We start from the raw sequence: 14273 nt of genomic DNA on the forward strand, positions 1-14273 counted from the left end.
AGTATTCTAAAGAATTTCTACTCCCTTTATACGCATTATCATTAGTTATTAAGGATGATTATCGTTTAATAAAATCTACTAAAAAAATACTGTGCGTTGCATAATGCACTTCCATTTTATTATATTCGCAAACGAAATTTACGGGATGTAGCTTAGTCCGGTTAAAGTGCGCGTCTGGGGGGCGCGAGAGCGGAGGTTCGAATCCTCTCATCCCGACTTTTAAAACCTAGGTTTTAACACAAATCAAGAGTAATTATATGAATATCATATAGTTACTCTTTTTTTTTACTATAAACTCAAGCAAATGATCTCATTCAAAACGTGAGTAAATCGTGAGTTTTTTGGTCATTGCCTGAGTTAATCGTGAGTTCATTTTTTGTATCTTTACGATCTTAAATTACTTATTTATAGCATTTTGTAATAGTTTGACTTTCGTACAGCAACTATTGTTTCATTAAAGAAAGACCAAATGCGTACAAATCAAACCTATTCCGTATCATTTTTTATCCGTAAAAAGAAAAAACAACCCCAATTAGCCGCCCTGTATTCCAGGATAACCGTCAATGGCAGATCATTGGAACTAAGTTTAAAAAGAACAATTCCGTCAGAAAAATGGGATTCCGTAAAAAACCGCTACAAAGGCAATTCCGAGGAGGCAAAAATTATTAATGCTAAGATTCAGGGTAACCATTCCAAATTGCTTTCCATTTATGACGAATTAATCAAAGAAGATAAAATTATTACTGCCCAACTTGTCAAAGCCCGGTATTTGGGCACGGACCAAAAACACAAATCCTTAACCGATCTGCTGACCTACCACAATACTAATATGGTAAATGTATTAAGCCACGGTACTTTAAAAAATTATTTTACGACTACTAAATATCTGCTTTCATTTTTAAGCACACAATACAAGACTTCCAATATTTTTTTGAAACAAATAGATTATAAGTTTTTAATTGATTTTGAAACGTATTTGAGAAGCCAACCCGACCTTCACAACAATGGGGTAATGAAACATATTGAAAGGTTCAAGAAAGTTATGCGCTTGGCCATGGATCTGGAATGGATAGACAAAAACCCAACCAGTAGGTTCAAGTTAAGGTTTGAACCTGTGGATATGGTCTACCTTACCCAAGGAGAATTGGAAAAAATTCAACTGTCAACCTTTGAAAAAAAAGGAATTGAGCTGACCAAGGATATTTTTGTTTTCGCCTGTTATACGGGACTATCCTATATGGATGTCAAAAAACTTACTTGGAACCATATTCACTCTCCAGATCAAAAGCAACAATGGATCTACACCAAACGGCAAAAAACAAATACCAGCGTAAGAATCCCTTTATTGCCAGAAGCAGAAGCCATTATTCTTAAGTATCAACAAGGTGCTAAAAATAGTATTACTGAAAATCTATTGCCTATTTATTCCAATCAAAAAACCAATCAATATCTAAAAGTAATTGCAAAGAAACTAAAGATCCGTAAAAAATTAAGTTTTCATACGGCACGACATACCTTCGCCACAAGTGTAACCCTAGAAAATGGGGTACCCATAGAGACCGTGTCAAAGCTATTGGGGCACCACAAAATTGCAACCACACAGATATATGCACGTGTAGTGGACAAAAAGATTGCAAATGACATGGAAGCCTTAAAAAATAAATTGGGTCGTAAAAAAGAAACAACCTTGACGTAATTGATCAAGGTTGTTTATTCTAGTAATTAAATTAAGTTTCTCTGTTATAATATTTAGTCTGGGTTGTTGATATGTTTGTTTTTGATTTTAAGTTGAACATTCCGTTCTCCATATTTTTCATGAAGTTCAACCTTTAGCCTTTTGTCATTGGCTAAGGAAAATTTGGGCAATACGTACACTAATTGATGGGTTTGACCTTTTCTAATTTTTTGGGGCATATGATACGTGTATATTGGTGATTTTAGAAGTTTCTGCAGAGACTTCTTTTTTCCTTTTTTTCGTGTCTCAACGTAAAAATCTAGGAAATTCACGTCATAGTCTAATGAAGACTTGTTTTCAATTTCTATTACAAAGTATAGCTCATTGTTTTCAAAAATAATGTTCTTTACTTGAAGTTTTATTCCGTAAGATCGGTTCCTCACTCCTATGGTTCTTCGTTCTTGCTTCATCAAATAGGCACAAAAACGTGGGTAATACAAAGCATCCGTAAATTTTTGTACACTTTTCTCTTGAAACGGAGCTTGCTTTATGCTAGGTATCTGGTTTCCTATACTTTGGGTTTTGGATATAAAATAATTGAGTTGATCTAACTTTTCCTTGTATTTTAAAATAAAGGAATACACGGATCCGTCGGTATTTACCACAAGCAAGTTACTCTCTTCCCCACGTTTGGCTTGAAGTAAACCTAAATATTGCTCTTTATCCCGATTATAGGTGAAGATATAATTCTCTGTGCCCGTGACCCCTTGTTGGATAGCACTTGGAAAAAATAGGGCAACGCTCTTTTTTTCATTGGCATAAAGGGTATCTAATTGAATGTTGTCTGTATGTTCTACTTCATTCTGAGCCTGGGTATTCAATATTGAACATACCGTAATTAAAATGGTAAAAAATTGATAAGTTTTCATAATTGAGGTTTTAATAAAAGTTGATAATTATTGGTTATGGTAACCTTTACATTGCGATTGCTTTGACGGAAAATTTTAGTGATACCGCTCACTTGGGGAATAGTTGGAATATTTATATCGCCTACCACATCATCTAGGACTTCTTGGCTAGCATCGGCCTGAAAACTATTCTCCACGTAAATGCCTTCATTCCCATCTTGTAAATCAAAGGCCAAGAGTTCTACGGGTTGATGGTCAATGTTGTTGATTTCCACCATAGCACGGTTCGGTTGGAATTTTATAAAACCAAAAACAGGGGTATTTTTTGGAAATATTTTCCCTGCTATTTTAGCTTTTCTCATCAGTCGCATGCGTAAACGGTAATCCTTTTTTACTACCTGCTTTCCATCTACAGCTGCGTATATATGGGCATCTGTTTCTGCTGCAAGGGAAAGCTCACCTTTAGCGGGTTCAGAGGCAAAGAAAAGTTGATGCTCCAAGCTTATCTCTTTAGCCGATAGCGTTTCTTTTTTATCGGCATCAACCCTTGTGCTATCTATATTGGTCAACGCATTGGTTTTACTTTCATAACGATTTTCGTTATAAGAGATCCTGTTGGCTAAAACTATACTATCTACGACCCTCTTCTTTTCCTTTCTTACATAATCAAGATCATAATATCCTAGGGAGTCCAATAAATTTTCATCATATGGACTTGGCGCATTGTTTTCTCTTTCTTCCTTGAGGTCATTAATAGCTTCTAATTTAGAACCATAGGTTTCCTTTTCTTCTTTTAATTTAGGAACAGTCGTCTGTTTTAGCTCTTCTGTATTTTTTTCATCCCCCAACATTAAAATGGAATAACTAATGATAAAAAGGAGAATAGTAGCGAGTACAGAAATAAAAACAATTTTATTTTTTTTTATTTTCATAATATATTTTTTATGGCAACCCATGGGGTTTACATGTTAAGTTGATTATGGGTTATCGTTGTTTATTTTTTTTAACGAATTTTCAAAGTAATTTGTGATCAATAGACCATGGGTATTGTGGGGGTAGCTTCTATCTACATGCACTAGATCGCCAGAAGAAACCAGCTGGTACTTATCGGTTACTTTCCCTCTATTGATTTCAAAAATAGTAGTGGTCCTAAATCGATAAGGCTCTTGAGACAGATCCACTTTAGAATCTATGCTAATAACTTTTTGTATAAGGGAGAATTGTAAGATTCGGTTATAGACACCATTTGATTTTTTTTGTTGATAGACATTATCAACAGAACTGTTACCTAACCAAAGTGCCTTTTCAAGATTTTTTTTAAAATTAGTAGCATTGATCTGATAAAAGTAGGTATGAAATAAACGCAGGTGATCCAAAGCTTCTACCTTTAAGTTATCTTTTTGATCTACCCATTGCAAAGGAATCACAGCACCATTAGTATTGATGGCGAACGCATGATTGAGTGCTTTTTTATTTATATCATAAACGATCCAGCCAGAGTAGATAAGGGATCCCAATGCCATGGAAACCACAAAAACGACAATGAACCGGTTGGTTTTCAAAACGGTATAAATATTTTTATAAGGTGTCTTCATTTTATCTGTTTTAATTGCTAAATAATCGAAACGTGAATGAGGTTGCCCTTTTGTATAACTTGAATTTTAAAAACACGATAAAGGCTATTGAGCCAGCCTCTACAATAATTTTGATCATCTCGTTTCCTGCGGATGACCCCAAAAGGTTCGACCAAAAATTGGTATTGATCTCCGTATAGATTTGATTGACAAAAACATTCACCAGAAAGAAAGCCGGGACCAACATATAGACCGCTGCATAAAGTTTGAAAAAGTTATAAGCCAAAGACCTAAACTTTTCAAAAACGGAGAGGCTGATTACCAAGGGGAAAAAGGCTTGCATAATTCCCAAGAGAAAATAGCGTTCCGCCAAGAAAAGTGGATAGAGAAATAAATCCAGTACCCAAAGAAACAGTCCGATTACAAAAGAGAAAACCTTAACGGGGTAAAGTGGGGTTACTAGGGCATCATAGAGTAAAGACATCGCTTTTGTAGCCGCATCCCAGCCCCCAATGTCTTTTTCCAATTCAATATCTTGTAATTGAAGCGGTAAAAGTGCCGGTGCCGTCAACCGATATTGAGACTCAATGGCCACCAAAATACCGTCAAAAAATCCAAGTACTTGAGTTGAAAAAATAACCAGCAAGACAATAACAAAGTTTTTAGCTAATTCCCCAGGACTCAATCCCCAAGTGTAACCCTCTTTATCGGTTACCCCTTCGCTATATTTTTTTAGGATATTGATCAAGAAAAAGAGTACCGCCAAAACCTTCATTCCAGCAATGGTATATTGTGAAAAATCACTGTTTTTAATCACTTGAAAGACGGAATCTATATATTCCAACCCAATTCCTAAAAAAAACATGGCAGTCATTAGAATCCGTTTTCTCGATTATTGATTTTATCCTGCATTTCGCGGAAGGAGATGATATCCCGATAACGTTTGGTTTTTTGAGTGATTTCAAAGACCATTTCCTCGGACTGGCGTTCCTTCTCTTTCAACACTTTTGCTCTTTCCCCATCACTCATTTTTAAATAATCGCTGGAGAGTATCTCATCAATAAAGTCTAGGTCATCAAGGCTCCTTTCAATAATTTTATTAAAGGAATTGGAAACCTTGGTTACCTCGTTGGCATGGATGTAGGGAGAGTTCAGTATATCCTGAAGATCATGTTGAACCGTTGAAAATAGCTGCTGGTTATTCTCATTAATCCTTTGCACCGCATTTAATTGCTTCACTACATTGTTTACTTTCTCTAAATTTTCTTTTTGTTGCTTTAGAAATTTGACGGTCTTTAACAATTGAGAGGTTTGCTTTGCAGACTCTATCAGTGATTTTGCCAAACTGATAAAGTTGGTGTTGTCATAAACAGGCATTCCTTGAGCGGTAGCAGCACTGGGCAACAAAAGCACTCCAGTAAGAACTAGTCCAATTAAAGTAGTTTTGATTTTTGTTTTCATCATAAGTGTATTTAATTAATAAATTTTAAAATTGCTTTTTCCATATTTCCGTATTGCTCATACAGTTTCATGATTTCTTCATTTTCTTCCCCATCGGTGAGGTAAGCAGCATATACTTCTCTGGGTACCTCTAATCTAAAAATGTTACTTTCCTTACCGATTTTAATGAACATTTCGGTGTACTTAAAGGTTCCCGACAAATTGTTTTTGATGGATTTTAACTGGTTCAAGTCGTGACTGGATAAATGAAGTCTTTTTATGAGTTCATCATATCCTTTCTCATTATTAAGGCTATAAATAACTTGGGTGTTTTCTAGAATACTAGCCGATGTAGAGTTGTTAGGAAGTTGATTAATAGATTGTAGAATAATACCAATAGCTCCGTTTTGTTTACGAATGGCTTGATAATAGAATTCAACACTTTCAAGTACGTTTTCAAACTTGAGTTGTTTGGCAAACTCATCGAAAAGAATAATACCCTTTTCAGCTTTGTTCTTCCAAATCGTTCGTTGTATGGCTGATTTTATCAGCTTCAACATAACAGACAGAATTTCTTTATTGTCCTTGACTTCATCCAGTTCAAAAACAATCAATCGCTTATCTTCAATTTTATAGGTCTGATCTTCGCTAACTTCAAAAAGAAAACTATATAAGCCCTCCCCAACATATTCTGACATCACATGTAAAAAACTGGTCGTGTTAAAGTAATCGGGGTGAATTTTAAGATCCTCTAGCAAACTTTCTTGGTTCTTTTCAATAAAATGATAAAAGCCGTCCAGTGAATGGTTTTCAGCGGTTTGTAGATAGTAATAACGGAGGATTTTCTTTACGGATACCGATTGTGCTTTGCTTACTTTCATATCCGAAGCGAATAATTCGAACAAGAAAATGGATAAGTCCTCTAAACGCTCTGGTGTAATATCTGTAGTGTCGCTAATATAAAATGGGTTGATCCCTAAGTTCTTTCCACTTTCATATCGTAATACCGTATATTTTTCAGGATAAAGCTTGGCAAACTTGGTGTAGGAGCCTCCCAAATCTATGATGACTAGGCGAACGCCATTTTCAAAATACTGACGTAAAATATTATTGGCTAAAAAAGATTTACCCTCTCCCGTAGGAGCAAATATGGCAAAGTTCCTAGCTTTGATGCGTTTCTTTTTTTCATCCCAAACATCTTTTAAAACTGGAATATTATGTTCTCGGTCATTGAAAATGATCCCGGTGTCGTCTGATTGATAATTGGTATTGTTAATAAAGAGACAAAGTGCATGTTTAAGATCTGTTACATATAAATCATAATTGGAATAATTAGGGGAAAAACAACAGTAACTATTCAAAATATAATTTTTGCGTTCTTCTCCCTTGGGGTAATATGGAATGATATCCAGCTCTTTAAATTCTGTTTTGATCTTGGAAGCTATTCTTTTTAAGTTTTGCTTTTGTTGATCCCAAAAAATGACATTGAGGTGTCCCCGAATAATTCTTGCATTATCATCTGCGTTAATTTGAGTAAGTATATGCTGTATTTTTTCCAGTACTACCTTGTTCTGCGAACCAAAATTGGAGCTCTTCTGGAGTTCTTCCACTTTTTTATCGAGTAGCTTTCGCCATTTGTGTTTATCGTCCAAATACAGGATTTGGTTAACCAGATGGTTCTCCTTTAAATTGAGCCCTATACCATCAATAAACCCTTGATGAAACACAAAATCATCGGATGTGAATCGTTCATTGGTCTTGCTACTCTGTACACTTTCGCCAAAGCACAGTTCGCTATTGATGGCTAGGGCATCAAAATAATTTTCTCCCATTTGGATGTGCTGTTTTTCCAACAAAATATCCGTATCAAAACCTTCATTAAATCCGTTAAAATATGCTTGTGTTAATTGTTCTATCTCCTTAGAGAGCACTGAGTTTATCTGAATTTTTCGACTATTATTGATAAAAGAAATCGAATCCCTTACCGCACTTATAAAACTTTTTACCACATCATCCATTTCCCTTACCATGCTTTTAGAAACCTTTTTAAATGGGTTTACATATTTAGAATTGTTGAGTGCTTTGTTCTTGGTCAGGATAAAAAAGAGATAGCATCGATGTTCCATATATTCCCTTCCTTTAAAATGATCATGGGTGGCTTTTTCTAAAAAAGTATGATCGGGCAATTCGTCCGAGGTATATTCTTTTTTCAGGTAGACATCCTGTTTATGTACCACGGTTCCAATAGGTAGAGATTTGAGTGCTTGGAACCAAGCCCCATGGATGTCACTGAAGTCCTTTTCAGAAAGGGAATAGATTTCGGGTAACTTAACTTCATAGCATAGGATTACGTTACCATTATTGGCAAATAGGATATTGTTCTGAATATCTATAATTGGGTTAAATGAGGTGAAGTTAATTTTATTCATAGTCGAGTCCAGAATTTCTTTTATTGCTAATCATTTTTGGAAAGGTTTTCTGCCATGTAAAAAAATGGGGATTGCCTGTTATGCGTATCAATGTCACATACAGGCCAACATTCATAGAAATTACTCCTATAATAACTCCAAAACTAAAAGAGAAGATGATGACCAAGAGAGAGGTCACTATAGAAATCATCATCAGGGCAAATAAGGAAATGGGCAGCCCAAAAATGACGGCTCTTTTCCTGATATCTTTGTATACTATAAATTTTTTCATACCTAAAATTTGAACTTTAAAATTCTTGATCATTAAACCACAATACCAATGAGATAGGTAAAGATGCCTACTACCGCTCCCGCAATTAATACGAATACGAGCACTCGGGTGATCCCTTTTTTTAGGTCAGCGTTCTCACCGAAGAAGTGACCCGCATTAAAAAGAAATCCTACTAGAAAAATCACTCCGAGAATAATGGGAAAAACAGTACGTATGGTATCGGAAACATCATTAACAGAATTTTCAATACCTCCAATTTGAGCGAAAACTGATGGGGTAAACAACGAAAGAAACGTTGCCAAGCATATTGATTTTTTCATAAAGTAATGGTTTTAATATTGTATTGTTTTGCTATGATAAAACTACATATATTAGAACTCAAATATTTGAATATCAATTATTTGTGAATAAAATAATTATACACTTTTATTGTTGTATTTTAATTTCATTTGATAGTAAATATTATGAATAGATAGAGGGAAGGTGTTGATATCTCAAAAACGGAAAATGAAAGAAGTGCTTAAAAACGTCAGTTTTGTATTTTTGCTGAGTAAGGGATGGGTTTAATTCATCTTTGGAATTTCAATTTAAGATATAATAAGACTTCCAACTTTTGTATTGATTCCCAAAAGTACGCTTCAAAAAAAAACAAATCAGTATCACCTTATACTTTGAATTATGAAAGAACTATTTATGGCCGTAATGGAAATCATTAAAGAAATCATCACCTCCTTATTTAAAAGCATCTAGATATTCTATTTTCTTTTATCCTTAGTGTTTTTTTCAAAAGCTATCAAATTAAACAGTTCTCGCATTCTACTGCGAACACGATTGCCATAGCGCTCTTCCAATTCCTCCGCATTAAGGTTGGTAGTGGCGTGGGTTTTGATTTTACGTTTCGTTTTTAAGTATAGTTCATACCGGGATAACAGCACCTCCCCTAGCACATTACAATCCTTACCATAAAACCTACCTGCAGGTTCCACTCCCAGATCGTCAAAACAAAAAGATTTAGAATCGCCATAATCTTCAATTGCTTTATAACCGATATGGTTAAAACTAAAAGTTACATTTCTACTAGGGATCATCTCGTAAGCTGGTTGAGAAGGGACGATACAAGGTATAAGTTTCATTAAACTTGTTTTCCCACAGCCCACAGGTCCCGATAGTAGAATACCTTTATGAGGATCAATCCCGTAACGTTTACAATTTTCTTTATCCTTTATAAAATAATAACAAAGTTTCAAGAGAACCTTCTTGTCTTTTTCATAGATTTTAAACTTATTTCCAAAAAGAATTTTTCCTTTGGCATTTAAGTAAATTAGAATTTTCGGAAAATTATAATGCACACATTTCCCATCAAATTTTCCCAACGAATATTCTACGCCGCCTTCAATAATTCTAGAGGGGTTGTCCATAATCCTTGTTTTTGGTGGTTCGTAAGTTGTCCTTAATTTGAGAACCTTGCTTTTTGTTTAATTTATTTTCTTGGTTGAACAGTTCGGCTCTATCCATCCAATGGATGGCCAAAGCCCGCCAATCTCTAATCGGTTTGCCATCACCCGTTTTCCAATCTCGGTCTTGGTAAAGATCAAAGAACTTATTTGCTTCGTCTGCATTAAATTTATTTTCAATAAAAAAATCAATAACAGCCTGCCTGCCCTTTGGTTGTTTTATAAGGTTTACCTGTTTGTTATTGTTTATAGTAGATACCAATGCTTGTTCATTGCTGGGACGGTGCGAGTGTAAAACCTGTCCATTTTTGAGATGCTGCTGTCCCACAATTGGTTCACGAATGGGATGGTAGTGTTCAGCTAGTTGTTCCAATTCGGGATCGTAGTGTCCCGAAATCCGTTCCCTACTTATCCCTAAAGGGGACATCTTTATTTTACTTCCTTTATAAGGATTATTAGAGGGGCAATAGGTAAGGTAATTCCATCCATCCAAATCCCTTATACAACGGTGATAGGTGGATTTCGACCCAATTTTTGAGGCCCGCATCAAATCGCGACGGTTCACGTAAAATTCACGTAAAAAACGGTTACTGTTCCATTCTTGAAATAAAGCCATGTACAAACTGATATGTGTTGGGTTCAACCGGTCATCAAAATAGAATTTTTCAAAGGCCGCATTGAGGAGTTTGATATAATTCATCTCTACAAATCCATTTTATGGTGGATACGGTTTTTATCCATCACGTGTTGAATATCTTCTGCATCGTAAAAAATAATTCCTCCAATTTTGGTGTAGGGTAAGGTTCCATTGATACGAAGGTTTTGTAAAGTACCTGGACTTACTTGAAGGAGATCCATCACTTCAGAAGACTTCAAATATTTTTTAATGGTTCCTGAAGATTGCTGGCTAAGAAGATTTTTAATATCATCGAGCAATTCCATTTTGAAATCTCTAAGATCATCGGTGGTAATAATGTTTGTCGGCATAATAAAGTGATTTTAAAAAGAGATGGGGCTATATCATTTCTTATTTATGAAAAGCCCCTCCCTAAGTTTGACTTTCGTATAACAAATCTCTCCAATCATTACCTTACTCTTTCCCTATACATATCGTAATACCGATAAAAATTAACATTTGTTTTCCCTAAAAAAGAGATTAAACCTTACGATTTAACCCCTTTTATGATAACCTGAATAAAGAATGTAATTCTCAATGGTCTTCTTTATCCATCTTATGTTTTAAATGCATACTTAACTCATCCAAAAACTTGGTTTGACTACCCCTACGCTCTTTCATTTCTGAATAAGTTTTATAAACTTGATTTAACTTGACATTAAATAAATCTTCAAAACTTGAAGTAATCATCCTAAGGTCTGCGCCTCCATGGTTGATCGAATTCACAGAGTAAAGGGCATAAATAAGTTCGATCAAAGCTGTTTTAGGAGCTGTCCATTCCAATATTTTATTTTTATTGTTTTCCCTTACTTTAGGCTTTTCTGGTTGAATCCTTTCTATGGTCTTTCTTATATAATGAATCAGTTTATTCATTCCTTTTACTTTGGACCATAGCAAATCATGAGAAGTTGAAAAATCAGGAAACTGATAATAATTACCCAAAGGACTGACAGGGAAATCAGGACTATTCTTTCGAGCAAAAAATTGATGATCTAAATAAGTATGTCCCAATTCCATATAATAAACGAAATCAGAATTTCTATAGAAAAATTTATTGATTTTCTTTAACTCTTTTTCAAGGAAATTGATTTGATATCGAAAACCAGCTTTGGGTTTTTGTAATTCACAAGTCCGTAACTCTGTAAAATAAATTAAATAACTCATCGGAATACTTTTAATGGTTTTAAAAAAATGAATTTCCGATGCCAGACTTTTAAACTCTTGATTTTCAACCGTATTTTTTAACTGGAATAGGGTCTTACTGCATAAGGCTATCCCTTGATTGGCACTTTTTAAGGGTTCGTCATTCTTTTCATTTAGGGAATCCATTTGATTGGTAAACTTTTCAATAATTTCTTCGGCTAATTTCATCACATCAAACATTTAATTAATTACTGTTGAGCTTCTAAATAATCCATTTTAAAATTGGAACTACTTTGAATATAGGCAAGTTTAGGGATTACCCTTGCCCCTAACTTTCTTTTCTCAAAGTTGGCGCTTACCCCAAAATCTATTTTTTGATAACCGCTTTTATTTGCTCGCCAAATACTTTCAAATAATAATTGTCTATAGGTTTGATATTCTTGATTGTAAGTATAATCCAAGCCTATCAAACTAGGAACATACGTAATTTCCCCATTTTTATAACAAAACATCACGCCTATCGCTTTGCTATCTTTGGTAGGAGTATTTTTAATAGAGATGCTCATAAACTCCCAAGATTTCGATCGGTTCATTTCTTGAAAAACCGATTTAGGGTAGGTAAACATATTCAATCCAAGGTTTCTATCTTTTACGTTTTTATACAACTCATAAAAGTGATCCAACTCTTCTTCGGTTACCTGCTGTAGTATTTCTACTTCTACCCGAGAACGAAAAGGTGCAATGTCTTTCTCAAAATGTTTTTTAGACCTTTTAGATAAAGTATTTAAATAACCTTCTAAGCTGTTCCAGTCCATCTCCTCTATTTGACATACCTCTGGCATAGATATTGGTACAAAACCTTGAGATTGAAAAACCTTATCATAAGGTGATGAAAGATTAAAATCCCTTAATACGATTTGAGAGGCTTTGTTTTTAGAGGCTATATCTTCTATGGTTCTAAAGAATAGGTTGAGTACTTTATGATCTTTTACAATAGCTTTATTGATATACAAGGGAAGTCCGTCAGAAAATAAAGAGCCTAGACTTAATACCTTGGAGGTAAATTCATATTTATTGTCCTTTCTTTTTAATTCGATGTCTTTTGAGACCAAGGGTTTTGCTAAGAGATCATCCTTCCATAGGCATAATGTAAATACACCCATCACCAATAAGTTCTCTTGGAGATCAAAAATTTGGATGTAAAAGAACTTCCATTGGTGTTCTTTGTCGACCTGATCCAGAAAACAATTTTCAATGAACCTAAAACCTTCCCAATCTAAAATTCCTTTTCCTAAAAAATAAGTATTCCATAACTTCTTATCGATCTGTTCTATACTGCTTTTCTCTACGAGTTTATACTTCAGCCCTTCGGATGTCTCCTCTTGAAAAGAAAAATCTTTTTTAAAGGCTTTGCTTAATCTTTGTAAGGTATTTCCTGTTTTCTCCATTACTTTAGGATATAATTGGGCTAAGGTTTGGGTCAATTGAAGAATATCTGTTTTTTGATTATGCCTAGAGATGGTAATCCTCAATCCCGTCTGGGTGGAAGGTACGGCTGGAAATAAGCCCATATTCACGTAATATCCGTGATCTAATAATTGACGTGTGAGTTGATAGCCGGTTTCAGGTATTCCAGTAGCAATAAAAAATACGGGAGATTCATTTTTTTCTACCAAAGGAATCTGATATTCTTCCAAGAGTCCATTGAAGTAATCTATTCTTTCCTTTAGTTCATTTTGAATGGTGGTTATTTCATCGGACAAGTGAATTTTTGCCGAGGCTATGGCGGCACCCACCGAAGCGGGGTCTAACTGTGCAGAAAAAGTAAGTGGTCCCCCAAAGGTTTTGATTTTTTGCTGCATCTTTTCATCCCCGCAAATAATAAAAGAACCATTGGCACCAAAGGTTTTACTTAAGGTTCCTATAACCACCACTTGAGGGGGGATCGTTTCAATTTGTTCACATACATAGCCCCGTCCATTTTTCCCCGACCAGCTCATGCCATGAACATCATCAAAATACAAACATAATTGTTTATACTTCTTAGATAAGTCTAAGAGGTCATTTACGGGAGAAAAATCTCCATACATGGAGTAAACCCCATCCGCCATATACCATATTTTATCCACCGTAGAACTTATCTCTTGAATCTTTTTTTCTAATAAGTCTAAACGGTTATGGCGTACCAACTCCACTTTTACCCCTCTTAATTTTAAACGTTTGGCAGCATCCTGAACACTCCAATGTACTTGATGATCGAGTAGTATAGCGTCACGATCTCCTGCAATTACAGGTATAGCCGCCATATGTGCCAAGGTGGCGTTTTTGGCTACCACCACGGGCTGACCGTATAGCTTGTGCAGTAATTGCTCTAATTTTTCATATAGTGGGTGCGCTATATATGATTTTGATAATGGAAACTGGGTTCCAAAATCATCAATTGCTTTCTTTGCCGCTTCCTTTAGGCGAATATCTTGCTCTAACCCTAAATATCCCGTAGTACCAAAATGAAATACTTCTTTCTTATCGATTTGGAGGGTTCTTCCATTAAAAGTGTCCCCTTCCATATTCAAATGAAGAATTTTCATTGCTTTTGCATAGTTGAAAACTTGATCTACCGTATCCAAAAAATGATTGTGTGTTACTTGTGCCATCTCAATTTATTTTAAGTTAAACATCCACCCGATCCATTCAGGTTATAAA

General features: G+C 35.0%; 14 protein-coding genes and 1 tRNA gene. 2 read left to right on the forward strand and 13 right to left on the reverse strand.

Annotated features, from left to right (window positions below):
* The first annotated feature begins 141 nt into the window (after positions 1-141).
* Positions 142-216: transfer RNA gene (locus tag LX95_RS05100), tRNA-Pro, on the forward strand.
* 253 nt (positions 217-469) lie between these two features.
* Entirely contained in the window at positions 470-1696 is a 1227-nt protein-coding gene (locus LX95_RS05105; protein WP_111540357.1) for a site-specific integrase, read from the forward strand.
* 53 nt (positions 1697-1749) lie between these two features.
* Here the strand turns inward: LX95_RS05105 and LX95_RS05110 are convergent, their stop codons facing one another.
* The 13 genes from LX95_RS05110 to LX95_RS05170 form a co-directional block, all read right to left on the reverse strand.
* A complete protein-coding gene (locus tag LX95_RS05110; protein WP_111540358.1) occupies positions 1750-2604 on the reverse strand; it encodes a DUF4138 domain-containing protein in 855 nt (284 codons plus the stop codon).
* A complete protein-coding gene (gene traM / locus LX95_RS05115) occupies positions 2601-3515 on the reverse strand; it encodes a conjugative transposon protein TraM (protein WP_111540359.1) in 915 nt (304 codons plus the stop codon). The genes LX95_RS05110 and traM overlap by 4 nt, the downstream gene beginning before the upstream one ends.
* A 45-nt stretch (positions 3516-3560) precedes the next feature.
* On the reverse strand, positions 3561-4178 hold the full coding sequence (locus LX95_RS05120; protein ID WP_111540360.1) for a conjugal transfer protein TraK: 618 nt from the start codon (positions 4176-4178) through the stop codon (positions 3561-3563).
* Positions 4179-4188: 10 nt separating this feature from the next.
* Positions 4189-5031 (reverse strand): hypothetical protein, encoded by an 843-nt coding sequence (locus LX95_RS05125; protein ID WP_111540361.1) that lies wholly within the window; start codon positions 5029-5031, stop codon positions 4189-4191.
* The gene (locus LX95_RS05130) at positions 5031-5618 is read right to left on the reverse strand and encodes a conjugal transfer protein (protein ID WP_211307639.1); all 588 of its coding nucleotides are present in this window, start codon (positions 5616-5618) and stop codon (positions 5031-5033) included. Before LX95_RS05130 ends, LX95_RS05125 begins: the two co-directional genes overlap by 1 nt.
* A gap of 11 nt (positions 5619-5629) precedes the next feature.
* Positions 5630-8026, reverse strand: a complete 2397-nt coding sequence (locus tag LX95_RS05135) for a TraG family conjugative transposon ATPase (protein ID WP_111540362.1) — start codon at positions 8024-8026, stop codon at positions 5630-5632.
* On the reverse strand, positions 8019-8297 hold the full coding sequence (locus tag LX95_RS05140; protein ID WP_111540401.1) for a hypothetical protein: 279 nt from the start codon (positions 8295-8297) through the stop codon (positions 8019-8021). Before LX95_RS05140 ends, LX95_RS05135 begins: the two co-directional genes overlap by 8 nt.
* 32 nt (positions 8298-8329) lie before the next feature.
* The gene (locus LX95_RS05145) at positions 8330-8617 is read right to left on the reverse strand and encodes a hypothetical protein (protein WP_111540363.1); all 288 of its coding nucleotides are present in this window, start codon (positions 8615-8617) and stop codon (positions 8330-8332) included.
* Between the two features lie 435 nt (positions 8618-9052).
* Positions 9053-9715 (reverse strand): P-loop NTPase family protein, encoded by a 663-nt coding sequence (locus LX95_RS05150; protein WP_111540364.1) that lies wholly within the window; start codon positions 9713-9715, stop codon positions 9053-9055.
* Positions 9699-10451 (reverse strand): hypothetical protein, encoded by a 753-nt coding sequence (locus LX95_RS05155; RefSeq protein WP_111540365.1) that lies wholly within the window; start codon positions 10449-10451, stop codon positions 9699-9701. Before LX95_RS05155 ends, LX95_RS05150 begins: the two co-directional genes overlap by 17 nt.
* Positions 10452-10453: 2 nt before the next feature.
* On the reverse strand, positions 10454-10738 hold the full coding sequence (locus LX95_RS05160) for a helix-turn-helix domain-containing protein (RefSeq protein ID WP_111540366.1): 285 nt from the start codon (positions 10736-10738) through the stop codon (positions 10454-10456).
* Positions 10739-10961: 223 nt separating this feature from the next.
* Positions 10962-11798 (reverse strand): RteC domain-containing protein, encoded by an 837-nt coding sequence (locus LX95_RS05165; protein WP_111540402.1) that lies wholly within the window; start codon positions 11796-11798, stop codon positions 10962-10964.
* Between the two features lie 20 nt (positions 11799-11818).
* A complete protein-coding gene (locus LX95_RS05170; RefSeq protein WP_111540367.1) occupies positions 11819-14224 on the reverse strand; it encodes an aminotransferase class I/II-fold pyridoxal phosphate-dependent enzyme in 2406 nt (801 codons plus the stop codon).
* Positions 14225-14273: the final 49 nt, after the last annotated feature.

Origin of the sequence: Mesonia algae (assembly GCF_003253545.1) — a bacterium.
GTDB lineage: Bacteria > Bacteroidota > Bacteroidia > Flavobacteriales > Flavobacteriaceae > Mesonia > Mesonia algae.